At 38.6% G+C, this 22,481-nt stretch carries 23 protein-coding genes and 1 pseudogene; 16 read left to right on the top strand and 8 right to left on the bottom strand.

The window, feature by feature from the left end:
* Window positions 1–4 precede the first annotated feature (4 nt).
* From A9Y75_RS12565 to tatC, 12 genes are all read left to right on the top strand, one after another.
* On the top strand, window positions 5–1,273 hold the full coding sequence (locus A9Y75_RS12565) for a glycosyltransferase (protein WP_143046411.1): 1,269 nt from the start codon (window positions 5–7) through the stop codon (window positions 1,271–1,273).
* Entirely contained in the window at window positions 1,273–2,388 is a 1,116-nt protein-coding gene (locus tag A9Y75_RS12560) for a glycosyltransferase family 1 protein (RefSeq protein WP_071189896.1), read from the top strand. Before A9Y75_RS12565 ends, A9Y75_RS12560 begins: the two co-directional genes overlap by 1 nt.
* Window positions 2,389–2,455: 67 nt before the next feature.
* Window positions 2,456–3,199: an FkbM family methyltransferase gene (locus A9Y75_RS12555; protein WP_177176170.1), complete on the top strand. Its 744-nt coding sequence runs from the start codon at window positions 2,456–2,458 to the stop codon at window positions 3,197–3,199.
* Between the two features lie 482 nt (window positions 3,200–3,681).
* Window positions 3,682–4,803 (top strand): hypothetical protein, encoded by a 1,122-nt coding sequence (locus tag A9Y75_RS12550; RefSeq protein ID WP_201788412.1) that lies wholly within the window; start codon window positions 3,682–3,684, stop codon window positions 4,801–4,803.
* Window positions 4,804–4,920: 117 nt separating this feature from the next.
* On the top strand, window positions 4,921–6,183 hold the full coding sequence (locus tag A9Y75_RS12545; RefSeq protein WP_071189893.1) for a glycosyltransferase: 1,263 nt from the start codon (window positions 4,921–4,923) through the stop codon (window positions 6,181–6,183).
* A gap of 39 nt (window positions 6,184–6,222) precedes the next feature.
* Window positions 6,223–7,338 carry a glycosyltransferase family 1 protein gene (locus A9Y75_RS12540; RefSeq protein WP_071189892.1) on the top strand — a complete coding sequence of 372 codons (1,116 nt, stop codon included), beginning with the start codon at window positions 6,223–6,225 and terminating at the stop codon, window positions 7,336–7,338.
* A gap of 449 nt (window positions 7,339–7,787) precedes the next feature.
* Entirely contained in the window at window positions 7,788–8,390 is a 603-nt protein-coding gene (locus A9Y75_RS12535; protein WP_071189891.1) for a hypothetical protein, read from the top strand.
* A gap of 275 nt (window positions 8,391–8,665) precedes the next feature.
* Window positions 8,666–9,445, top strand: a complete 780-nt coding sequence (locus tag A9Y75_RS12530; protein WP_071189890.1) for a YebC/PmpR family DNA-binding transcriptional regulator — start codon at window positions 8,666–8,668, stop codon at window positions 9,443–9,445.
* Between the two features lie 152 nt (window positions 9,446–9,597).
* Entirely contained in the window at window positions 9,598–10,857 is a 1,260-nt protein-coding gene (locus A9Y75_RS12525) for an FAD-dependent hydroxylase (RefSeq protein ID WP_071189889.1), read from the top strand.
* Window positions 10,858–11,500: 643 nt separating this feature from the next.
* Window positions 11,501–12,034 carry a hypothetical protein gene (locus A9Y75_RS12520; protein WP_071189888.1) on the top strand — a complete coding sequence of 178 codons (534 nt, stop codon included), beginning with the start codon at window positions 11,501–11,503 and terminating at the stop codon, window positions 12,032–12,034.
* A 233-nt stretch (window positions 12,035–12,267) separates the two neighbouring features.
* Window positions 12,268–14,457, top strand: a complete 2,190-nt coding sequence (locus tag A9Y75_RS12515; RefSeq protein WP_071189887.1) for a transglycosylase SLT domain-containing protein — start codon at window positions 12,268–12,270, stop codon at window positions 14,455–14,457.
* A 113-nt stretch (window positions 14,458–14,570) separates the two neighbouring features.
* Window positions 14,571–15,365: a twin-arginine translocase subunit TatC gene (tatC, locus tag A9Y75_RS12510; protein WP_071189886.1), complete on the top strand. Its 795-nt coding sequence runs from the start codon at window positions 14,571–14,573 to the stop codon at window positions 15,363–15,365.
* Window positions 15,366–15,510: 145 nt separating this feature from the next.
* Here the strand turns inward: tatC and A9Y75_RS12505 are convergent, their stop codons facing one another.
* Entirely contained in the window at window positions 15,511–15,819 is a 309-nt protein-coding gene (locus A9Y75_RS12505) for a DUF3067 family protein (protein ID WP_071189885.1), read from the bottom strand.
* 344 nt (window positions 15,820–16,163) lie between these two features.
* On the opposite strand from A9Y75_RS12505, the gene A9Y75_RS12500 reads away from it, so the two are divergent.
* Complete coding sequence (locus tag A9Y75_RS12500; RefSeq protein WP_071189884.1) at window positions 16,164–16,703, top strand: cytochrome b6-f complex iron-sulfur subunit; 540 nt, start codon at window positions 16,164–16,166, stop codon at window positions 16,701–16,703.
* Between the two features lie 56 nt (window positions 16,704–16,759).
* Here the strand turns inward: A9Y75_RS12500 and A9Y75_RS30165 are convergent, their stop codons facing one another.
* Window positions 16,760–16,885: a hypothetical protein gene (locus tag A9Y75_RS30165; RefSeq protein WP_269086302.1), complete on the bottom strand. Its 126-nt coding sequence runs from the start codon at window positions 16,883–16,885 to the stop codon at window positions 16,760–16,762.
* Here A9Y75_RS30165 and petA point away from each other — a divergent pair.
* Window positions 16,848–17,849, top strand: a complete 1,002-nt coding sequence (petA, locus tag A9Y75_RS12495) for an apocytochrome f (RefSeq protein ID WP_071189883.1) — start codon at window positions 16,848–16,850, stop codon at window positions 17,847–17,849. The two genes, A9Y75_RS30165 and petA, sit on opposite strands and share 38 nt — an antisense overlap.
* A 122-nt stretch (window positions 17,850–17,971) precedes the next feature.
* Here petA and A9Y75_RS12490 read toward each other — a convergent pair whose 3' ends face one another.
* Window positions 17,972–19,318, bottom strand: a complete 1,347-nt coding sequence (locus A9Y75_RS12490) for an NB-ARC domain-containing protein (protein ID WP_071189882.1) — start codon at window positions 19,316–19,318, stop codon at window positions 17,972–17,974.
* Between the two features lie 285 nt (window positions 19,319–19,603).
* On the opposite strand from A9Y75_RS12490, the gene A9Y75_RS30340 reads away from it, so the two are divergent.
* Window positions 19,604–20,152 carry a hypothetical protein gene (locus tag A9Y75_RS30340; protein ID WP_201788411.1) on the top strand — a complete coding sequence of 183 codons (549 nt, stop codon included), beginning with the start codon at window positions 19,604–19,606 and terminating at the stop codon, window positions 20,150–20,152.
* A gap of 147 nt (window positions 20,153–20,299) precedes the next feature.
* Here the strand turns inward: A9Y75_RS30340 and A9Y75_RS29585 are convergent.
* From A9Y75_RS29585 to A9Y75_RS12470, 4 genes and pseudogenes are all read right to left on the bottom strand, one after another.
* Window positions 20,300–20,386: pseudogene (locus A9Y75_RS29585) on the bottom strand (type II toxin-antitoxin system VapC family toxin); the annotation flags it as partial.
* Window positions 20,387–20,401: 15 nt separating this feature from the next.
* Window positions 20,402–20,770 (bottom strand): DUF5615 family PIN-like protein, encoded by a 369-nt coding sequence (locus A9Y75_RS12480; RefSeq protein ID WP_071189881.1) that lies wholly within the window; start codon window positions 20,768–20,770, stop codon window positions 20,402–20,404.
* On the bottom strand, window positions 20,767–21,051 hold the full coding sequence (locus A9Y75_RS12475) for a DUF433 domain-containing protein (RefSeq protein WP_071189880.1): 285 nt from the start codon (window positions 21,049–21,051) through the stop codon (window positions 20,767–20,769). Before A9Y75_RS12475 ends, A9Y75_RS12480 begins: the two co-directional genes overlap by 4 nt.
* A 121-nt stretch (window positions 21,052–21,172) precedes the next feature.
* Window positions 21,173–21,448, bottom strand: coding sequence for a hypothetical protein (locus tag A9Y75_RS12470; RefSeq protein ID WP_071189879.1), 276 nt, complete (start codon window positions 21,446–21,448; stop codon window positions 21,173–21,175).
* A gap of 457 nt (window positions 21,449–21,905) precedes the next feature.
* Here A9Y75_RS12470 and A9Y75_RS12465 point away from each other — a divergent pair, with 457 nt between their 5' ends.
* A complete protein-coding gene (locus tag A9Y75_RS12465) occupies window positions 21,906–22,133 on the top strand; it encodes a hypothetical protein (RefSeq protein ID WP_071190133.1) in 228 nt (75 codons plus the stop codon).
* A gap of 182 nt (window positions 22,134–22,315) precedes the next feature.
* Here A9Y75_RS12465 and A9Y75_RS26435 read toward each other — a convergent pair.
* The coding region (locus tag A9Y75_RS26435) for a DUF1957 domain-containing protein (protein WP_143046409.1) at window positions 22,316–22,481 on the bottom strand (166 nt) is incomplete at its 5' end.

Here is a 22,481-nt window from a genome sequence, read left to right as displayed (position 1 = left end):
ATTAATGAGGACCAAACAAAAACACTATGACAATTTACCCATAGCCCAAGTCAACACTACACCTAAAACTTTAAAAGTTCTTTTTGTCAGTCATGCCTATGTTGTCGGTGTTAACCAGGGTAAATTGAATGCGATAGCTTCGCTTGCCGTAGGCATCGCAGAGATTAACAACGTCGAAGTTGCTCTTCTGGCTCCCAGTAACTGGAAAGCTTCAGAATGGAATCGTCTCATCCCACTAGAAACACCCTATTCTCATATCCGCACCTACTCCGCACCTGTCTTATTTAGTGGGCGTGGCGGCGCACATATTTATACTCCTTGGACACTGTGGCAAGTGCTGAATGATTTTCGTCCCGATATTGTTCAGGTTGAGGAAGAAGTATTTTCCTTATGTGCTTATGAATTTGCCATCTGGAGCAGATTTACAGGTAAACCCCTCGCTATTTTTGGTTGGGAAAATATTAATCGACAACTATCCCTTCCGCGTCGCTGGATTTCTCAGTTTGTTCTCAATACTGCTCGTCTCGTGCTTCCTGGTAATCATGATGGGGCAGAAATTATTCGCCGTTGGGGTTACACAGGTTTGTTAGAAGTCATGCCGCAGATGGGTGTTGATCCTGAATTTTTCGTCTCCCGTCAACAGAAAGCAGGTAATCGCCTATTTCACATTGGGTTTCTGGGACGGTTAACCCACAGTAAGGGAATTGACCTAATTTTTACCGCTGCTCACCAGTTACGGGAACAGGGTTTTAACTTCCGCGTCCTGATTTGCGGCTCTGGTGAAAGTGAAGCAAAACTCAGACAAGTATCCCAAGAACAAGGGGTGGCAGATTGGGTGATCTGGCAAGGTGCAGTCCGTCATGAACAAGCACCAGAGGTAATTAGTGAGTTTGACGTGCTGGTGCTACCTTCCCGCACTACTCCTGAATGGAAAGAGCAATTTGGTCATGTTCTGATTGAAGCAATGGCAATGAAAGTTCCCGTCATTGGTTCTAACAGTGGAGAAATTCCCAATGTGATTGGACGAGAAGACCTAGTATTTGCAGAAGATGATACCAGAGGATTGACAGCAATTCTCAAGCGCATGATCCAAGAACCAAAATGGAGGCAAGAAGTAGGAAATTATGGATTTGAGCGGGTGAATCGGTTGTATACCCACCAACGAATTGCCGAACGATTAATTGATCTTTGGCAGACTATACTAACTCCTAAAATTGCAGACTATACCGTGAGTGTGACTGGACTGAATAAATCGGTGAGGAGATTAAACTGATGCGGATTGCGATCGCACGGACAATGGCTGAATTCAGCATTGATGTTTATACCAATGGCTTGATTTCCGGTTTAAAAGCTGTTCGTCCAGATTGGGAGATTATCGAACTCGCACCCCGTTCTTTTGATAGAAGTAGTTCCTCTTGGTCTCTCAGAATCCAAAAATACTACGAACGCTTTTGGCGCTATCCTCATACAGTTAAGCAGCAAATAGCAGATATTTACCATATCATTGAACCTTGCGACGCTCATCTAGTTTATTCATTGAAAAAAACTGGTAAGCCGACTGTCGTCACTTGTCATGATCTCATTAACTTTTTTTACCCTGATAATCTTCAAGGTTCTGTACAATTACCTCTGATCAGTAGAAGTGCATGGCTATACTCTGTTAAAGGTATGAAATTTGCGGATCACATCATTGCAGTTTCTGCTGCCACAGCTAAAGACACAACTCAAATACTTAATATTGAACCAGCACGTATTACTGTAATTCCTAATGCTGTTGAATCAATATTTAAACCTTTGCTTACAGAAAACATTGAGTCTTTTCGTAAACAACAAGGAATTTCATCTGCAACAATTTGTCTGCTAAATGTCGGTGCAAATCATCCCCGGAAGAATATTTATGCTATTCTTCAAGTAGTAAAAATTTTAATCCAGAAAAGGTTGCCAATCAAGTTTTGGAAAGTTGGGGCAGATTTTACAGATGAGCAGAAACAATTCATAGAAGACTCAGAACTTGTCAGCCATATTAAATATTTAGGAAAACCAGATAAAGCAACTCTAGTACAAATCTACAACGCTGCTGATATTCTGATGGCTCCTTCACTGCATGAAGGTTTTGGAATAACTATTTTAGAAGCAATGGCTTGTGGAACTCCAGTAATTACATCAAATATTTCTGCCATGCCTGAAGTTGTAGGAGATGCTGGAGTTGTGGTTAACCCAAGAGATGTGAAAGAAATAGCAAATGCTGTAATTCATCTTCAAGAAAATCCTATTTATTACCAACAAATGAGACAAAAAAGTTTAACAAGGACTAAATCATTTACTTGGAGAAAAACAGCAGAAAACATAGCTTTAATTTATGAGAGCTTAAGAAAAAACATAAATTGAATATGCTTAATAAAAATGTAAAGCAAACAATAACTATTGTAATTAAGGAAGTAATAAAATGCTCACAATGTCCACAAAAGAATTAGTTAGAAAAATCTTACCTCCTTCAGCTATTATTCATTTAATGGCTGCAATGAACTACCGAAATGGTGAACCAGAACTGAAACTCCTAAAATCTCTAGTTGATCCAAAAAAGAATAGTATTGATATTGGTGCAAATAAAGGTGTCTATACTTATTTCCTTTCTCGACTTTCACATCACGTATTTGCTTATGAGCCTAATCCAGAACTTGCAGAATTCATTATTAAATCAGTTTCCTCAAATGTAAGTGTTTATTCCATTGCCCTTTCCAATAGAGAAGGACAAGCAATTCTATCAGTACCACTCGTTGATAATTTCTTATATGACCAACTGGGAACTCTGGAAGAAAAGGCTACTTATCAAAAAGGGACAATTTATGAAGTTCCCTTAAAACGACTTGATAATCAGGGTCACAGGAATATTGGTTTCATAAAAATTGATGTTGAAGGACATGAAGAATCTGTAATTGATGGAGCATATAATTTATTGATTACACAACGCCCCAATCTCCTCATTGAAATTGAGCAAAAACATCATCCCGATCAGGATATATCTGACATATTTTTCAAAATTTTAAAATTGGGTTACGAAGGATACTTTTTTATGAACGAAGAACTTAAGAGTTTGGAGAAATTTTCTCCAGAAAAACATCAAGATATTAGAAATTACGCGGGATTATCTTCTTTAGGGAAAACATACATCTGCAATTTTATCTTTAAGCCCCGCTGATGTGGAGAATGAGAATCAGGATGTCCAGGATTAAAGGATGAACAGGATGAAAAAAGAATTTAACCACAAATCCAGTCCCCCTCATCCCTTGCAAGGAGGGTTTCTTGTATCTTACTCAACTACTTGCGTTAATCCCTAAAGCAAATATTCTGCATTCTAAAGCCGATATATCCGAATGACATTTGAGTTTTATTCAACAGTTTTGAATTACCAGTATTATGTATTTGCAGACACACACAACCAACAAAAAGAAGGGAGTAATTGATAACACAAGCTTAATTATTTTATCTTTTTGTTCGGTTTTTTATTCGCGGATTTTTTGTTCAATTACTCGCGCTCCTTCAATCCTTAATCTTGCTCATTTTGTAATTGTTCCTTTTGTGTTAGTGGTTGTATTATTTACAAGTAGGACAAAAGATCACAAACAAATTGCAATTGCATATTCTTTTTTATTGAGAATCTTCATTTTTCTAGTCACCATTTTGGTTAGTGCATTATGGAATAACACAGGCTTGATTAACGCAATTGTCTCTTTCATGATGCTGGCCGAACCCTTCATGTTCCTGTTGGCTATAATCTGTATTTCCATGTCTTCTGAATCCATTAACCGCATCAAGAAGTGGCTGATCTGGTCTGTTTTAATTAACTTTGTCCTCGCTGCTGTCCAGAAACCTTTAATTGATGCCGGAAAACTCTATGCTAAAGGACTTAATGGTACGGATGGATGCGGTGGAGTTTTTTTCGTTTCTGGGGCGGGGGGTTATGTATCGGCTTCGGTATCAGTTGCTTTTGCCCTCTACTTCTTCACTAATGAAAAGAATTTTCCTCTATGGAGTAGAATAATGGTAATTATTGCCGCTTTCTGGCAAATCCTATTTTCTGATTCCAAACAACTTCTGCCTGCTTATCTAATTGCCTGGTGTCTTCTAATCTTCTTGAATTCAAAGGATCTTGGTAAAACTATAAAACTTCTGAGTGCGATCGCTCTTTTTGGATTTGGATTCCTTTGGTGTGTGCAGAACTTAGAAGCTTTTGCTGGATTTACAGCCTGGGCGCGACCGGAACTTTATGGACCAGATGGTGAAGCTTGGTATGCCAAATTCTACTCAGTCCGTGCGATCGCATCCTACTATCAATCTCCTTTAAATTGGTTATTTGGTCTTGGTCCAGGACATACTGTTAGCCGCTTAGGAGTATGGTTTCTTAGAGATTACTGGTCTATACTCGGACCACTAGGTGCTACCACCAGTTCTATTGGTGAAGAAGCAATGCAATTTGTGAATAGTTTTTGGATTTGTTATAGTTCCAGTCTCTTTAGCCCAGTTTTTGGTTGGGCTGGAATATGGGGAGATTTAGGACTTTTGGGTATAGGATCATACCTATTTCTATCCTATTTAGCTTGGCAACACTTTGGTCTAGATGACTCCTTAAAAGTTACTTTACTAACTGTCATCGTCCTGGGTTTTATTTTTACTCAAATGGAAGAACCAGGCTTCATGCTGGCGATCGCTTTTATCCTCGGACTAGCGTGGCAAGAACGACAACTAAAGAAACAGACAGAACAGGCTTTTAGAAAAGCATACCGACAATTGCTAATACTCTAAAAACAACGAAAATAACTTGCTGGAACAAGCGATCGCTAATTTCCAAAACTACGCTGCTAATCTTAACAACGAACTGAACGACACCAACTGTATATTGTTTAGTTAATTACTACAACCATGAAGATTTTAATATCTGCTTACTCTTGTGAACCAGGTATGGGTTCTGAACCTGGTGTGGGTTGGAATATTGTCCGAGAAGCCGCTAAATACCATGAAGTCTGGGTACTCACCCGACCAGATGAGAGCCAGGATATCATCAACGCAGAATTAGCACGCAACCCCATTCCCAATCTTCACTTTGTTTACTTTACTCTGCCCTTTTGGAAAGATAGCAGACGCTGGGGACAATCTGGGGGAATGCAGCTTCACTATTACCTCTGGCAAATTCAAGCCTACGTTGTCGCTCGTCGTTTACATCAGAAAATTGACTTTGACTTAACGCACCATGTCACTTTTGTAAAATATTCCAATCCTTGCTTCCTGTCACTACTACCCATTCCCCTAGTTTGGGGTCCTGTAGGTGGTGGAGAGACTGCACCAGTAAGCTTTTGGCAGGATTTTAGCTGGAAGGGCAAAATTTACGAAATTGCCCGTAGCGGCGCTGGTTGGCTGGGAGAGCAAGACCCGTTTGTACGTCTTACTGCTAAAAAAAGTGCTGTAATCCGAGCCACAACTAAGGATACAGCCCAACGACTCTATCAAATGGGTGCAAGTCATGTGCAAATTCAATCTCAATTAGGGTTATCAGCGGAAGATATAGAGCATCTCAACCAATATGAAATACCTAATGAGCCAATAGTGAAATTTATCAGCATGGGTAGACTTCTCCACTGGAAAGGCTTTCACTTAGGACTGCGTGCCTTTGCTCAAGCGAATCTACCAAATACAGAATACTGGATAGTCGGAGATGGACCTGAATGGTATCAACTTCAAACGTTAGCATCAGATTTAGGAATTGCTAAAAAAGTTAAATTTTGGGGCAGATTGCCTCGTGAAAAAGCTTTAGATTTATTAAAGGACTCCCATGTGCTAGTTCATCCCAGCTTGCATGATTCTGGAGGGTGGGTGTGCATGGAAGCAATGGCAGCTGGTCGTCCCGTGATTTGTCTAGATTTAGGCGGACCTGCTGTTCAAGTTACAGACGAAACTGGCTTTAAGATTCCTGCTGATGAACCATACCAAGCTGTACGTGACCTAGCGGCAGCGATGATTCATTTAGCTAAAGACCCAGAACTGAAAGTTAGTATGGGTCAGGCAGGTCGAAAACTAGTAAATGAAAACTACAGTTGGCAAGTTGTAGGTGAGCGTTTGAATAAACTTTATCTAGAGATTGCCAGCAGAAAAGTCTCGGAAACTGATGTTGTATCTCAAGTTTTTTGAATCTACTTTTAACTAATTCATTTTGCTAACTTTCATAATATGCACATATTAATTGCTGCTTTACACAGACCTGCAAAACCAACAGGTATTTGCCGATACGCTGCAAATCTTGCTCAATGTCTGGCTGATACTCAAGAAGTTAGCAAAGTGACCTTAATTGTAGGAGCATGGCAGAAGAATTACTTTGAACTATTGTTTCATTCCCCTAAAATTCAGTTAATTAGTGTAGATATTAAAAACAGTTCGTTGGCAAGAAATATTTGGTTTTTATTTGGCTTACCAAAATTGGTCAAGCGTCTTAGTCCTGACATTATTCATATGTCATTTCCATTTCCTTTTTTGCGGTCACTTTTCTCATCTCCTGTTTTTTCTACAATCCACGATTTATATCCCTATGAAAAACCTGAAGTTTTTGGATATCCAAATGTTCTTTTTAACCGAGTTTTTTTAAACCAATGCATAAAAAATAGTGATGGACTTACCTGTGTTTCTAAATCTACGCTAAATAGCCTCAACTCATATTTTCCACATCTTCAATCATGCAAAAACTTGACGGTTATTTATAACTATGTCAATTTTAGTCATATTACTCCTACGCCACCGATTGGTTTAGATATTGGTAATAATGATGCTTTTTTGTTATGTGTCGCCCAACACCGTAAAAACAAAAATATAGATTTGTTGATACAAACTTTTTCCTTTTTAAAGAAACATGGGTATCTGCAAGATGCTACTAAGTTAATTATTGTTGGTAATACAGGCCCAGAAACAGAGAGTTTATTCAATCTAATTCACAATCTTTCTCTTCAAAATCAAGTGCTGCTAATTCATGCTCTCAAGGATAATGAATTATGTTGGTTGTATCAAAAATGTGAACTTTTTATTGCTGCTTCATCTCAGGAAGGATTTTGTTTACCCTTAGCAGAAGCTCTATACTTTTCGTGTCAGGTAGTTTGCTCTGATATTCCCATATTCAGAGAAATTGCTGGTTCTAGCTGTTGTTATTTTTATCTTCAAGATGATGCTATCAACAATCTCTCACAAGCCATTATTTGTGCTTTAGAACAACCCCTGAATAAAACTACTGATAATTTTCGTTTTTCACAATTGGAAGTAGCACATCAATATCTAAAATTGTACAGCCACAACAGCTAAGAGGGGTATCGGCTCCTTACTTCTGATTCATTTGTGAATAACTCTAATGCTTCAATAACTTTATTAGCTTTGTCTAGTGCAGTCACTATCGCTATCTAAGCTAAGTTAAAATTGCACGCTTTGTCTCGTCTTTTATCGCCAATATTTGTCTGCAATGATATGTATTACTTACTTCCTTTTTGAGTACGCTTTAGTCCAACATCTTTAGGACTATCTTTTTGTGCTTGCTTGAATAAATCCAATAAATGGTGATATCCATTATAAAACGTATAAGACATAATTTTTTCCTCACTCGATAAGTTTATCAGTGGAGAAATGAGGTAAAGTGGTATCTAAAAATACTATTTGTAATTCTTGATCAACAAGTAGGATTAATTGGTGCGGCTGTGTGTGCAGCTAGGTTATAAATAGCAGGAACAATCAAATCTGCATCTGCGAATGCTATAAATATGACTATCAAAATTTTACTCCCTTTCATTGCTGCCACTTTTTTATACAGTGGTTATGTTTCAGCCGAGACGCGTCAACCCAAACCGGTGGCTTCTCCTAGTAAACCTACTGTTCCTAAAGTAGTGCAGCCAAAATGGCAGGTATTCACTCCCCCAGATCAGAGTTTTCAGGTTTTAATGCCAGGAAAACCGAAAAGAAAAACTCAAGTCCAAAAAACCTACATGGGAGAAATAAAATTAGAAATATTTGTCGCCCAACCACCAGAACAGGAAGTTGCGTATTTAGTAACTTACAATGAATTTCCTTATAGCTATGCTCAAATGACTAACCCCCAAAAAATATTGAATCAAGCCCAGGATAACACCTTAAAAGCTACACAAAGCAATTTAGTTAGTCAACGTAATATTCGTAGTTCCAATGGGCAACCGGGGAAAGAAATTGAGTATGTAGATTCGGCTGGTAAGGTAACTATCAACAGAATGTATGTGGCCCAAGGGCGCTTATATCAGGTCATAGGTATAGTTTCTAAAAAACAGCGTTCGACTTTAGCTAAAACCATCACGGGGTATTTGAATTCCTTTCAATTGGTTTTGAGAAAGTGAAAGTCTGGGGCTACACAAGCAAAGCCCGCCTACGCGGGCTAAATTCGTTTTTGGTGTTTTTCTCCTCTACTTCCAGTTGTCTGGGATGAGGGGAAATTGAGCGCGCCAAATTTAGTTATTGAAGTTGCTCATAATTCCCTGGCTGATGATAAGGGAATTTTTTACTGAAATTGTCAATTTTTCCCTCTGCTACCCTCTGCCTCAATTAATTGCATTTGGGTGAAAGCTAGATATATTCTATCTTGGAAGAGGGCGTTAATAATTAATTTCAGATTATGGCAGGACATAGTAAATGGGCAAATATTAAGCGTCAGAAGGCTGTAGTAGATGCCAAAAGAGGAAATATCTTCACTCAACTGTCACGGGCGATAATTGTTGCTGCTAGAAATGGTGTACCAGATCCTGCTGGTAATTTTCAACTGCGGACAGCAATTGACAAGGCCAAGGCGGCGGGGATTCCTAATGATAATATTGAAAGAGCGATTGCCTGCGGCACGCGAGGCGCGAACGCTAAAGGTGCAGGTACTTTTGGCGGTGATAACTCCAGTTTAGAAGAAATTCGCTATGAAGGTTATGGCGCTGGTGGTGTAGCAATTTTAATTGAAGCCCTCACAGATAACCGCAATCGCACAGCCGCAGATTTGCGTGTAGCTTTTAGTAAAAATGGTGGAAATCTGGGGGAAACAGGTTGTGTGGGTTGGATGTTTACCCAAAAAGGCGTTTGTGTGGTTGAGGGTGTGGTTGATGAAGAACAGCTTTTAGAAGCTTCTTTAGAAGGTAATGCTGAGTCCTATGAAATGACGGCAGATGAAACCGCTGAAGTATTTACTGAGGTAGCAAATTTAGAAACTCTCAGTCAAACACTCAAAGCAAAAGGCTTTAAAGTCGCAGATGTTGAATTGCGCTGGATTCCTGGTAATCAGGTGGAAGTTACAGATTCTGAACAGGCGCGATCGCTCTTCAAATTGATTGATACCCTAGAAGGATTAGATGATGTACAAAATGTGACAGCCAATTTTGACATGGCGGAAAATCTCATGGCTACTATGGTTTAGTAGCTAATGATTAACGTAAGTTGCTAGTTAAGAAACTCTTAACGGGAAACAAATGAAATCCGGGTTAATTACAAATTACGAATTATTTTAACTTGCTCTCTTCGGGGAGTTGCGTAAAAATAATAAGTAAAACGCTGTAATCTCTCTTAACAATGTCCCTGACTCAGCTTACTCAAATTCTTCCTCCTCCCCACACACCCACAAACCAAAGGGAATATGATTACGATTTGGTAATTGTCGGTGCTGGGATTGTTGGCTTAACCCTGGCTGCTGCTTTAAAAGACTCTGGCTTGAGTGTGCTACTAATTGAAGCTAAGGTGACATCAGCCGCAGTCGCTAAAGGACAAGCTTACGCCGTACATCTGCTTTCAGCCCGAATTTTTCAAGGAATTGGTATTTGGGAGAAAATTCTGCCTCATGTCGCTAAATATAACAAAGTGCGGCTATCTGATGCAGACTATGCCGATGTGGTGAAATTCCAAACTTCTGATTTAGGGACTTCAGAATTAGGTTATGTGGCTGAACATTATGCACTGTTACAACCTTTACAGGAATTTGTACAGAATTGTCCGAATGTAACTTATCTCTGTCCAGCCGAAGTGGTAAATACGCAAAATGATCAAGATATAGTTACTGTTAATATTAAAGTTGATGGTGAAAATCGGACAATCCGCAGTAAATTACTAGTAGCAGCAGATGGTTCCAAGTCGCCGATTCGCCAAGCAGCGGGAATTAAAACTAAAGGCTGGAAATATTGGCAATCCTGTATTGTGGCTTTTGTCAAGCCGGAAAAATGCCATAACTATACAGCTTACGAAAAGTTTTGGACTAGTGGCCCCTTTGCAATTTTACCCTTACCTGGGAACCGTTGCCGAATTGTGTGGACTGCACCTCATGAAGAAGCTAAGGCTTTGTGTGCTTTAAATGATGAAGAATTTTTGGCTGAACTCACCAAACGCTATGGTGAGCAGATGGGTAAATTGGAATTATTAGGCGATCGCTTTATTTTTCAGGTACAGTTGATGCAGAGCGATCGCTATGTTCTCCCCCGTCTGGCTTTAGTCGGTGACGCAGCACACAACTGTCACCCTGTCGGTGGACAAGGTTTAAATTTAGGTATTCGTGACGCAGCAGCTTTAGCAGAAGTCATCCAAACAGCGCACCAAGCCGGTGAAGATATTGGTAATATCCAAATTCTCAAAAAATATGAACGCTGGAGAAAAAAAGAAAATCTCGCAATTTTAGGTTTCACCGATTTGTTAGATCGAGTTTTTTCTAATAACTTTTTACCAGTAGTAATTATCCGACGTTTGGGTTTATGGTTTATGCAGCGAGTACCAATGCTGAAAGTATTTGCACTCAAATTGATGATTGGATTAAAAGGGAAAACTCCAGAATTAGCAAAACGGTGAATATTCCTAATTCAAATTGACCAATCTCTCAACTCGGTTTTAATATCAACCGAGTTTTTGTGATCGAACAGGTAGTTCGCACCCATTTATTGAGCGATTATGATATTCAGGTAGATACAGCGGTTTCCGCTCTTATGAGGTACATCTTAGCCTCCTCATCGCTTGCTCTTAGGGGGTTGGGGGAGGGGTTCTTGTACCTCATAACATCGGGAAGTGCTGTAATTTAACTATACTAAACCTGGTGACAAGATTGTTAAACCAAGAATATTGTTAATTGATAAGAGATTATATTAAAACAGTGTAAATACCCATAAAAATCAGCAAAATTAGTTAAAAGTATTAGTGAATTTAGTGATTGAGAGTCATATTATTATCAAAGTAATAAGTATTTTATTTCTGGTTATTTTTGTTAATAAATTCAAATTATTTTTGATGTTGTATATAGGCTTGAATTTTTGAATTTGGGAATTTATTATATTTGCTAACGCCAGGTCTTGTTGGCATAGACAGATAACTTTGCTTAACATCAAGTGGATTAGTTGATAATTCACCAATTATTGCTGTTAACGTCACCCTTTATGCATAGCTTAACAACCTAAAATACCTGATAAATACCCAAACCAAAACAATTTGTTATCTCTCTATGGACAAACTTATTGCTCCTTCAGAAATTTTGATAGATTTATCAATCAAAAAAATGCTAGGCTGTATCAGCAAAGAACGTGTAATAATAGAAGATAAGCTGATAAGTATACATGATGATTTGCTTTGTTACCATGATTTATATCATTTTGAAGTTTCCTGCTTACCAAGAATTAAAATGGGAAAATATCAGGTAAGTGGAATTCATGGTATTAATTCACCCATGTTTCATCATACAGAAATCATAGCAGAGTATGACGCTGTTTTAGATGAAGCTCGTGTAGCATTTCATGAATGGCTAACTCGCATATCATTGTTCAACACTTTTAAACTGATTGGTTGGTCAATTTGGTTAATTAATCAAGAGATAAACCCGATAGAAGTATTAATTAGTCATCTGCGAGTTTTGAATCGTGATCTTATTTTTTATCCAGCACGCAACCAGGGGAAGAAATCCCAATTAAATCAGGAAGATTTTGAGAAAGGTATTCCCTACCTTTTTAAAGATCTAGAGGCGATATGGATACAATTGTAGAATTTTAAAACATCCTCTGATATTGACTTCTGACTTCAGGGCTAAATATCATTTAACTACAGACAATTTTAACAGGGTAGAAACCACCTGGGAGAGAGAAAATTATTGTTTTCTCTCAAAAAAACTCAAACCTTTAACTCAAAAGTGATAACATTTCCCGCCAGTAGTGTTACAGTTGCAAGAAATTGATCAACAACTTTCTCCTTGAGACGCTACATCAACAGCGGGTATCCATGCTGAAGAAACCACAAAACAAGCAAATTTATCTGATTGCTGGCGCAGGACTATGTGCCTTTTTAGTCGGCGGTATGGTATCAGCCCCACAAGCTGGAAAAACCCTGAGTAAATGGTTAAACGTAAGTCAGAGTCAACCTGAGCAATTATCTGAGACGAATAAATCAAAGTCTGTTGTCTTTAGTTTAATATCTCAATCTTTACCAGAAAGAGCAGCAAAACTAAGTGAAATTGCTAAAGCCAGCAATTCTCCAGATCAACAAAGAGCTAGTTATCTTTTGGCCAGCGATTACCTGGAAACCAACCAAGGGGAAAAAGCGCTAACTTTACTAGCAGGACTAGAAAAAGATTATCCGGTTTTAGCACCTTACATTTTGCTCAAACAAGCCCAGGCACAGGATATGCTGGGTGAAAAGGGTAAAGCTTCGGATTTGCGGCAAAAAGTGCTAAAAGATTATCCCCAAGAAGCAGCGGCAGTTAAGGCCATATACTTGATTGGGCTACCAAAACTACATGATCAAGCGATCGCACGATTTCCTTCTCATCCCCTCACCTGGGAAATTATCCGCAAACGCTTAAAAGATAATCCCAATCAGCCCAAGTTGCTATTGATCTTAGCCAAATATGCCGCCAATGAACCGGGAATAGTCGGTATATTAGATCAATTAGTCAAACAGCCTCAACTCACACCCGCAGATTGGGAACTAATTGGTTCAGTCTACTGGGATAATAATCAATTTACCAAAGCGGCTAATGCTTATACTAAAGCACCCAAAACAGCCCGCAATCTCTACCGCACCGCTAGAGGGATACAGTTAAACAAAGAGCGAGATAAAGCAGTTGCTCTCTATAAACAACAGGTGCAACAATTTCCCACCGCTGAGGAAACAGGAACAGCCCTGTTGAGATTAGGAGAAATTTCCCCAGGAAAAGCCGCAATACCTTATCTTGACCAAATAATTAATAAGTTTCCTCAACAAGCGCCGAAAGCACTCGTACAAAAAGCTAAATTACTGGAAACTCTCAACGATAACCAGTCAGCGAATACAACTTGGAAATTACTTTTAGGTAAGTATAGCAGTTCTAACGAAGCGGCAGAATATCGTTGGAAAATAGCCCTAAATAAAGCCAAAGCCCAAGATTATGTAGGTGCATGGGAATGGGCGCAACCAATAGCTGCTAATAATCCTACCAGCATTTTGGCTCCTAGAGCCGGGTTTTGGGTAGGTAAATGGGCAACTACACTGGGAAAACAGCAGGAAGCTCGCACTGCTTATGAGTATGTACTCAGTCAATTTCCCCAATCTTATTACGCATGGCGCTCTGCCAGCATTTTGGGGTTAGATGTAGGTAATTTTAACAACCTGCGACTGATGAACCCGGAAGTTGTCCCACATCAGCGTCCTGTGCCAACAGCAGGTTCTGATACTTTTAAAGAATTATATCTGTTAGGTCAAGATCGTGATGCTTGGTTACAGTGGGAGACAGAATTTCAGAACAAAGATCAGCCTACTGTAGCCGAAGACTTTACCGAAGGGTTGATGCTGTTGGCAAAAGGCGAAAATCTCATGGGTATTGATAAAATTTCTAAATTGGAAGATCGGGAAATACCAGCAGAAAAAGCCGAATATGCAGCTTTAAGTCAACAAATCATTTACTGGCAAGCTCGTTATCCTTTTCCCTATTTCCAAGAAATTGAAAAATGGTCAACTACACGTAAACTGAATCCTCTGCTAGTTACAGCCCTGATGCGTCAGGAGTCGCGGTTTCAGCCAAAAATTAAATCTGTAGTCGGTGCAACGGGTTTAATGCAGGTAATGCCCAGTACAGCAGCATGGATAGCCCCGCAAATTAATGTCGATATGAAAACCATTAGTTTGGAAAACCCCAACGATAACATTATGCTGGGTACTTGGTATTTAGATCATACTCATCAGCAATATGGGAATAATTCCATGTTAGCGATCGCTAGTTATAATGCCGGACCAGGTAATGTTGCTAAATGGTTGCGAACCATACCTAAACAAGATCCAGATGAGTTTGTGGAAGAAATTCCTTTTGACGAAACCAGAAATTACGTCAGGCAAGTTTTTGGTAATTACTGGAATTATCTACGACTGTATAACCCATCAATTTCGGCTTTGGTTGCTAAATACTCAGCCGCACACCCCAAATTACCAACCCAGTAAAAAATTACCCTCTCCCCCTCTCCCCCTCTCCTCTTCCCCCCGTCCTCTTCTCCCCTTCTCAAAGTCGCTCTCACAGATAAAATAGTTAAGGAATGTTGCCTATTAATTAACTCATGACACCTTCACCAGATGTAGATACTATCAATTCTCCTAATATAGATACAGAAGGATACGGAAATTCAGAAGTTAATTCTCAGGATGAGTTACCAGATGATGTGGAAATGTCATTTTTTGACCATCTTGAAGAATTACGGCAGCGGATTTTTTATTCTTTAATTGCTGTAGCCGTGGGTATTATCGGCTGTTTTCTCGTTGTTAAACCTCTTGTACAGCTACTAGAAGTCCCAGCGCATGGTATAAAATTTCTGCAACTAGCACCAGGAGAATATTTCTTTGTCTCCATCAAAGTTGCAGGTTACAGTGGTTTGGTGCTTGCTAGTCCGTTTATTCTTTACCAAATTATCCAATTCGTACTTCCTGGACTAACACGTCGAGAACGTCGTTTCTTAGCACCTGTGGTTTTCGGTTCCAGTGTGCTATTTGTTGGCGGGTTAGTATTTGCTTACTTGCTACTTATTCCCGCAGCTTTACAATTTTTTATCAGCTACGGTGCAGATGTTGTTGAACAAATATGGTCAATTGAAAAATATTTTGAATTTGTGCTGTTATTGTTATTCAGCACAGGGTTAGCATTTCAAATTCCCATTATTCAATTGTTGTTAGGTAATTTAGGTATTGTCTCTTCCGAAAAAATGCTGGCTGGTTGGCGTTTTGTGATTATGGGAGCAGTAATTTTGGGTGCTGTACTTACACCTTCTACAGATCCCCTCACTCAAAGTCTTTTAGCTGGGGCGGTTTTAGGACTTTATTTTGGTGGAGTTGGTTTAGTGAAACTTACAGGAAAATAAACAATTCAGTCAGACTTCAAATTGCTTGTGCATTGATTTTTATTCAAATTCATAAAAATACCTGGTATGGGGGAAACTCAGCCAGGAAGCGTGCTGAGAGGAAAGCGACTCAAGAAATGAATTTTCATCCCCAGATTTGAGAATGTCAAAATATCCATTCGGAAGTGCGATCGCCCAAATCTAGGGGGATACTAACAGCTTTACCCAGTCGAGGACGCTCTTTAGTTTGGGCAATAAAAGTTTGCACTTGTATTGTTCCCCCCAAAGCATGGAGATAATTAGCAATACTGTCAATATGCTCTTGGTACTCAGTTTCGCTTAAAGGGAATGAGGCTTGCTCAACGTATTTCCACATGACTTGCAGAAATACCTTTCCCTGTGTCCGACGAAACTGGACATCATAGGAGTATCCCCACTTATCAATCAACAGTTGACGTAATTCCTTTCCTGTCATATCAATTCAATTAAAAATTTGGGATTTGGGATTTGGGATTTGGGATTTGGAAAACTTATGAGCAAGGCTGTTTGATCCCTGGGAAACATCACAGCCTATCCCCTGATGGGATTCAGCGGTTTTCTCAATTAGATTTTACATTTAGTTATGATGTTAAGTTCCGTAACTCCAGTATGATAAGGATATAAAGAAATGTAATGCTAACAGAAAAGATGCTAGACAGGTCTTGCAACAAAGAAGTGTGGCATCCCTGGGGGCGTTAGCATTTCGACTCAGGCAAGAATTGCTTAAGTACTAGCAAGCTTGTCAAAATGTTAAAAAAATTACACAAGTGCGCGTAGATTATGGCTCAATTTTCTGAATCAGTGGACGTTCCTGATATAGGTCGTCGTCAATTCATGAACCTGCTCACTTTTGGGACTGTAACAGGTGTGGCTTTGGGAGCATTATATCCCGTAGTCAACTACTTTATTCCCCCAGCAAGCGGTGGCGCTGGCGGTGGTACAACAGCAAAAGATGAACTGGGTAACAGCGTTAAAGTTAGTCAATTTCTTTCTAGCCATAATGTAGGCGATCGCACTTTAGTTCAAGGACTCAAAGGCGACCCCACTTATATTGTCGTAGAAAGCAAAGAAGCCATCGCTGATTACGGTATCAACGCCATCTGCACTCACCTGGGTTGTGTCGTTCCCTGGAACGTAGCTGAGAACAAGTTTAAATGTCCTTGTCATGGTTCCCAGTACGATGCAACTGGTAAAGTTGTTCGGGGGCCTGCACCGAAATCTTTGGCTTTGGCTCACACCACAGTTAATGATGACCAAATTGTTTTGACCCCTTGGACAGAAACCGACTTCCGCACCGGAGAACCCGCTTGGTGGTCTTAAACAGTACCGAGTACTGAGTAATGAGTTATTAGTCTGAAGTCAACAGTCCAGAATTTTTAATCAACTCTTGACCAATGACGAATGACCAATAACCAATGACGAATGACGAATGACGAATGACCACTGACTAATGACTTTATAGAGATGAGAAACGCCTGTACACCTGCGAGGTTAACTCGCATTGCTAAAGCAATGGTAAACTCATTGCTGATTGCGATCGCCACCCTGACCTTTTTCTTCACCAGCGATTTAGCCCTACCCCAAACCGCTGCTGCTTATCCCTTCTGGGCGCAAGCCGCCTATCCTGAAACCCCCCGCGAACCTACAGGACGGATTGTCTGCGCTAACTGTCACCTAGCAGCCAAACCCACAGAAGTGGAAGTACCCCAATCGGTATTACCTGACACCGTATTTAAAGCGATTGTCAAAATTCCCTACGACACCAGCGCGCAGCAAGTAGGTGCTGATGGTTCTAAAGTTGGCTTGAATGTTGGTGCTGTATTAATGTTGCCTCAAGGCTTCAAAATTGCACCAGAAGACCGCATTTCTGAAGAACTGAAGGAAGAAGTAGGCGATGTTTACTTCCAACCCTACGGTGAAGAAAAAGACAATATTGTCATCGTTGGACCATTACCAGGCGAACAATATCAAGAAATCGTCTTCCCTGTTCTTTCACCTAACCCCGCAACCGACAAGAGTATCCACTTCGGCAAATATTCCGTTCATGTAGGCGGAAACCGGGGACGTGGACAAGTTTACCCCACAGGTGAAAAGAGCAATAACAACATTTACAACGCTTCTGCTGCTGGCACAATTAGCAAGATTGCCAAAGAAGAAGGTGAAGACGGTAATGTTAAGTATGTAGTCAGCATCAAAACTGAAGCTGGTGAAGTTGTTAATGATACAGTTCCCGCAGGCCCAGACCTGATTGTTTCTGAAGGACAAACAGTTGCATCTGGTGATGCTCTTACCGTGAATCCCAACGTTGGTGGTTTCGGTCAAAAAGATGCAGAAATTGTGCTACAAGACAGTTCCAGAGTCACATGGTTAGTGGCTTTCATCTGTTTGGTGATGTTAGCACAAGTGATGTTGGTACTGAAGAAGAAGCAGGTGGAAAAAGTCCAAGCTGCTGAGATGAATTTCTAAGATTCTCTACTAAATAATTAATTGTGGGACAGGTGAAAAGCCTGTCTTTTTTTTATTCTGCTCTGTCTGATTTTATGTTGGGGTGTTTATATAAAATTTGAACGCAGATAATATGATTCATATTACTTGTCGGCTTCTGTAATTTTTACATATTCTTGGAAAATAGGAGACAAGTTAAATAGGGTTTTTTCTGTTTCTATAGTTGTCAATAAATAACGTCTATTTAAGGACTGTAAACCATTAATTAATTCGGTAGATGATAAGGATATGGTTGCTTTTAAATGTTCTCTAGCCACAGGTTGAGAAAATTTACCTATAGTAGAAATAATGTTTTTTTCTATGGGTGATAGTCTGTTAAATAATTCATCAAGTTGAAATTTCATGTCTTCTGTTAACAGGAAACCTTCATTTATAAAATCAGCTACACTACCTTGAAATATATTTTTGATGACGTTGCTAATATCTTTTAAATAAACGAGATTCCCTCCATACAAATCTATCAAGTTTGACCAGATTTGCTCATCTTTTAGTTTTAGTTTGTGGAAAATATCAATATTACTTAAACCGGATAATTCTAAACATTTGACAGAATATAATTCTTCATCTAAGCAGAGCATTTCTTGGCATTGTTCCTGACTGATTAAGATTAAACTACTTTGATGTTCGATTTCTGCAATTTTGGTGAAAAAGGTTTTGTAGTCTTTATATTCAGGTTTATATTGTCCTGCAAATTGTCCAAGAATAAATATTTCTTGGATATCGTCAAGAATAATTAAACATCTTTTTTGATTGAGGAGATTTAAAAATTGAGTTAATTTATTATTTTCACTATGATTAGATTTGGTAAATGTTAATATTTCTGTGAGGATGTTATCCAAGGAATGAGAGAGTTTAATACTTTTCCAGATGACTAAATCGAATTTTTGTAAATTTAGGTCAATGAAATGTTTAACAAGGGTGGTTTTACCAATTCCAGGTAATCCTAGAATTGAGATGAGGCGGTTATTTTGATTGATTAACCAATGGGATAATGTTTGCAGTTCGGTTTCTCTTCCGTAAAAGTGGGTGATTTTTGGGGATAGGGTTAAATCGTTAGCAAATAATTGTTTTTTATCATCATTTTTTATAGTATTATCATCATCTTTAGTTTGATAAGATGAGTAAAAATTAAAATTATGATTATTATTTTGTATAATTACAGGAGATGATGTGATTTGCAACCTTGATAAAACAGAACGAAAATTGCGTTTATTAATATCTTCATTTAACTGTTCAGATAAAATTTGCCAAAGTTTATAACCGACATCTCTCACATGACTTTCACTGCGATTACATTGCGCTGCTATTTCTTCATAAGTATGTCCTTGCCAAACACCTTTAATTACAGTGTCCTGAATATCATCTAAGTGTTTTCCCGTCTGTACAAAAACTAACTCGTCAGCAAATTGTAAAACTTCTTTAATATCCATATAGGGTATATTATATAAGCATTTCAGCTATTATAGCTTAATTTATGTAAGTATTATCCGGCATTTTCGGACAAAGTAGTTAAAATTTTGTTACAAAAGTCCCGATGTAATCAGGTGTTTTCCTGTAGAAACAATAATTTAGTGATGAGACAATTAATCACAGCAGTCTCTTACTGACTTCCATCTTAATAAAGGATTTAGATAGTCTTTTCAGTACATTACGCTAAGTCTAGTTTGAGGCTATCAACAGAGGCTACTACCAATCAAAACCTACTTGACGCAGTTATGAACTATACCATCAAATCAGCATCATTTACGCGAACTATCAAAAACTTTTCTGCTATGGGACTAGTGGTGTTTTCTTCTTTGATTGCACCCTTTTTTGCACATGAATCTAGTTATGCTTATAGCACTTTCAACAAAAATAGTACCAGTGTCTCTAAAGAGGAAAAGAGCCAGAAAACTATGATGGCGCAGAGAGCAAGTGCCAATCTAGATGTGCAGGTAGATGTTCTGGGCATTACTAACCTGATTATATCAAGTATCAAATCTTCTAGAGACCGCAGTGGATTTGTAAAAAATCTCATGAATGGGGCTTTTTATGGTGCAGGTGAGAGGTATAACGTGATGGTTTTTAATTTGAGTCAAAATTATGAACAACGTTTTAGAGGAGTGAAATTCTATGGTTCGGCAGTCTATGACGGTGTCACTTTCGGTATTTGGGTTTTTGAAGATGGTGAATTCACTAATCAAGGTGATGGTGGATGGATTAACTGGGCTTTTTCAGGGTGGTTTGACAGAAATGGTGGGAATGTAAGATTCAAGAAACCCTAAGATTGTGGTTCTAACTTTGCGGCTCAATTTCCCTTTTGTGTCCGTACCTTTATGGTAATTAGGGCGTGCTGCAATAATCAATAATCAATAATCAATAATCAATAATTGGTAAGTTAGGTTGAGCAACGAAACCCAACATTAACTTATCTATTCCCAATCTTCATAATTCAAACCCTCAATACGGCTAAATTCGCGGGTATTGTGAGTAACTAGAGTGAGATTATTTGCTAATGCGAAAATAGAATGTTTTTATATTTCATCAGGGTAAGCACTCAGAAAAACTAACTGATTTATCATATCTTCTGCGGATTTATCTGCCATCAACTTGAGGACTCTTCGCATTTGTTCACCAATAGAATAATCTTGAGAAGAAATGATAATTCCTCCATGACTGTGTTGTTCTTCTATATAGCTACTGTGTAGCTGGCAAAAGTCACCAACATTAAATGTGTAGAAAACTCTTTGCAGTTCAGTGGCTAAAATTAGTTGTTCTTTATCACTAGAACTGATAGTTTCAACCTCAGCAACAGTAATAACATCTACTCCTCTAGCTCTTAATGCTTTAATAAATCTTTGATCCATTGAATCTTCATCAATGAATAATTTCATTAAACTCATATCGCTTGCCCTTTTGCTGCTGCTAATTTTTGATAATCAGCTTTTTCAGCAGCAATATAACCTTCAATTTCTTCTCGATTAGCATGATAATAAGTTAACGCTGCATACACTTGAACAAGAGTTACATTTCCCATGCGTTCAGTGATTTCTTCCGCATTTAATCCCATTTTGTACCAAGCTGCAATCCGTTGTACAGAAACCCTAGTACCAGCAATACGAGGGCGACCTCCTAAAGTTTCTGATGACTTAATAATTAGTGTTCCAATATCAGTAGCTTGCATAAATAAATATTATTATGATTATTTACTGACTAAATTATAACATAGGTTTGTAGATTAGCTTGAGAAACTTTATTAACAGGTGATTTTCTTAAATTGAGAATTTGAATACAGGCATTTGTATCTAAGAGATAGGCCATTGAATTTCCTCCCGTTCCTCAAACTGAAGCTGTTCTGGACGCTCAAGTGGCTCACCTTCCCAACTACCTATCACTTCATCTAAAAACCTACGAGAATATCCTAATTCTTCCGGTGTTTTGGTTGCAGATTGTAATGATTTTTCTGCAATACGTTGAAATACAATTACTATTTCTAATTCTTCATTGGCAAATTCAGCCGGAAGTTCAATTTTTACTATTCTATCATTGCCAATGTGTGTTTTAATCTTCATACTTTCCATATCCTTACCTCCTTGTTCATGATTTTATTAGTGGTTTAATAATTGTTGACTCATCAATGATACGGTATATCCAGAATTTCATAATCATAATTTATAAGATTCAAAGATGAACAGGATTGTTTTTAATAACAAATCCAAAATCATCCAAAATCAGAAGTTTTGCCCTTTTCATTATCTATCACCAAACATCCCATAAATCCTGATATGGCTACGCTACGCTATCAAACAATTTTTTCAATCATATTCTCGCTTATATTGAAAATAAAAGTTAAATACAGTTTATATTATATTTATAAGAAATTTGGCGTGTTTGGATTTGGTTGCGAAAATGATCACAGTGTGGAAGACCCTACCCAAACTATCGGTTAGCACACCTTATGAACAGTTTGCAAATTTTGTTTACATTTGTTATATTTATTTACATAAGGAAACACAAGTTAAAACAAGAGGTTCCGAAATGACTATCTTAGTTGCATTATTGGTTGTCGGTTGGGTAGCTGCTTCAGTAGTTGGTTCTTTGGCTTACTTCATGGGTGAACAAAGCAAGCCCATTCATGAACGTAACTGGCGTTCTGAGTCCTTTGAACAGTTGGCGAAATCTATTACTGGTATGGAAATAGACTATAGCAATCGCACTCCTGCCTATGTAATGGATGCTTACACCAGCCGCAATCTACCTCAATAGTAGTAAAAACAGTCTAAGAAAATGTCCATAAAAATAACCCCCAGTTCCGTAATTGGGGGTTTTGCTTTGTTAATGGGAATATAGCAACCATCAAGGTGGTTAGGACATCAACAGATGATAAAACTTAGACACAAACAGACTTTCAACTCTGTCACCTGTCACCTGTCCCCTGTCACCTGCAACTACATCGGACGGTAAGCGCGATAGTTGATATTGGGGAAAATATTATCCATTAATTCGACTTTCTCCAGCCAACCGCTATCAACTTTACCGATTTTCACATCTTCATACAGTTTATTAAACCGCATTAAGTGCGATCGCGTTCTTCTCACCGCATAAGGAACCATT

The sequence above is a fragment of the Trichormus sp. NMC-1 genome, assembly GCF_001858025.1.
Classification (GTDB): Bacteria; Cyanobacteriota; Cyanobacteriia; order Cyanobacteriales; family Nostocaceae; genus Anabaena.
This window is presented reverse-complemented; position numbering and strand designations above follow the sequence as displayed.

What these genes read in the sequence shown, in the direction of transcription:
- A9Y75_RS12565 (WP_143046411.1), top strand. Translation starts at nt 5, where the DNA reads ATGAGGACCAAACAAAAACACTATGACAATTTACCCATAGCCCAAGTC.
- A9Y75_RS12560 (WP_071189896.1), top strand. Translation starts at nt 1,273, where the DNA reads ATGCGGATTGCGATCGCACGGACAATGGCTGAATTCAGCATTGATGTT.
- A9Y75_RS12555 (WP_177176170.1), top strand. Translation starts at nt 2,456, where the DNA reads ATGTCCACAAAAGAATTAGTTAGAAAAATCTTACCTCCTTCAGCTATT.
- A9Y75_RS12545 (WP_071189893.1), top strand. Translation starts at nt 4,921, where the DNA reads ATGAAGATTTTAATATCTGCTTACTCTTGTGAACCAGGTATGGGTTCT.
- A9Y75_RS12540 (WP_071189892.1), top strand. Translation starts at nt 6,223, where the DNA reads ATGCACATATTAATTGCTGCTTTACACAGACCTGCAAAACCAACAGGT.
- A9Y75_RS12535 (WP_071189891.1), top strand. Translation starts at nt 7,788, where the DNA reads ATGACTATCAAAATTTTACTCCCTTTCATTGCTGCCACTTTTTTATAC.
- A9Y75_RS12530 (WP_071189890.1), top strand. Translation starts at nt 8,666, where the DNA reads ATGGCAGGACATAGTAAATGGGCAAATATTAAGCGTCAGAAGGCTGTA.
- A9Y75_RS12525 (WP_071189889.1), top strand. Translation starts at nt 9,598, where the DNA reads ATGTCCCTGACTCAGCTTACTCAAATTCTTCCTCCTCCCCACACACCC.
- A9Y75_RS12520 (WP_071189888.1), top strand. Translation starts at nt 11,501, where the DNA reads ATGGACAAACTTATTGCTCCTTCAGAAATTTTGATAGATTTATCAATC.
- A9Y75_RS12515 (WP_071189887.1), top strand. Translation starts at nt 12,268, where the DNA reads ATGCTGAAGAAACCACAAAACAAGCAAATTTATCTGATTGCTGGCGCA.
- tatC (WP_071189886.1), top strand. Translation starts at nt 14,571, where the DNA reads ATGACACCTTCACCAGATGTAGATACTATCAATTCTCCTAATATAGAT.
- A9Y75_RS12505 (WP_071189885.1), bottom strand. Translation starts at nt 15,819, where the DNA reads ATGACAGGAAAGGAATTACGTCAACTGTTGATTGATAAGTGGGGATAC.
- A9Y75_RS12500 (WP_071189884.1), top strand. Translation starts at nt 16,164, where the DNA reads ATGGCTCAATTTTCTGAATCAGTGGACGTTCCTGATATAGGTCGTCGT.
- petA (WP_071189883.1), top strand. Translation starts at nt 16,848, where the DNA reads ATGAGAAACGCCTGTACACCTGCGAGGTTAACTCGCATTGCTAAAGCA.
- A9Y75_RS30165 (WP_269086302.1), bottom strand. Translation starts at nt 16,885, where the DNA reads ATGCGAGTTAACCTCGCAGGTGTACAGGCGTTTCTCATCTCTATAAAG.
- A9Y75_RS12490 (WP_071189882.1), bottom strand. Translation starts at nt 19,318, where the DNA reads ATGGATATTAAAGAAGTTTTACAATTTGCTGACGAGTTAGTTTTTGTA.
- A9Y75_RS30340 (WP_201788411.1), top strand. Translation starts at nt 19,604, where the DNA reads ATGAACTATACCATCAAATCAGCATCATTTACGCGAACTATCAAAAAC.
- A9Y75_RS12480 (WP_071189881.1), bottom strand. Translation starts at nt 20,770, where the DNA reads ATGAGTTTAATGAAATTATTCATTGATGAAGATTCAATGGATCAAAGA.
- A9Y75_RS12475 (WP_071189880.1), bottom strand. Translation starts at nt 21,051, where the DNA reads ATGCAAGCTACTGATATTGGAACACTAATTATTAAGTCATCAGAAACT.
- A9Y75_RS12470 (WP_071189879.1), bottom strand. Translation starts at nt 21,448, where the DNA reads ATGGAAAGTATGAAGATTAAAACACACATTGGCAATGATAGAATAGTA.
- A9Y75_RS12465 (WP_071190133.1), top strand. Translation starts at nt 21,906, where the DNA reads ATGACTATCTTAGTTGCATTATTGGTTGTCGGTTGGGTAGCTGCTTCA.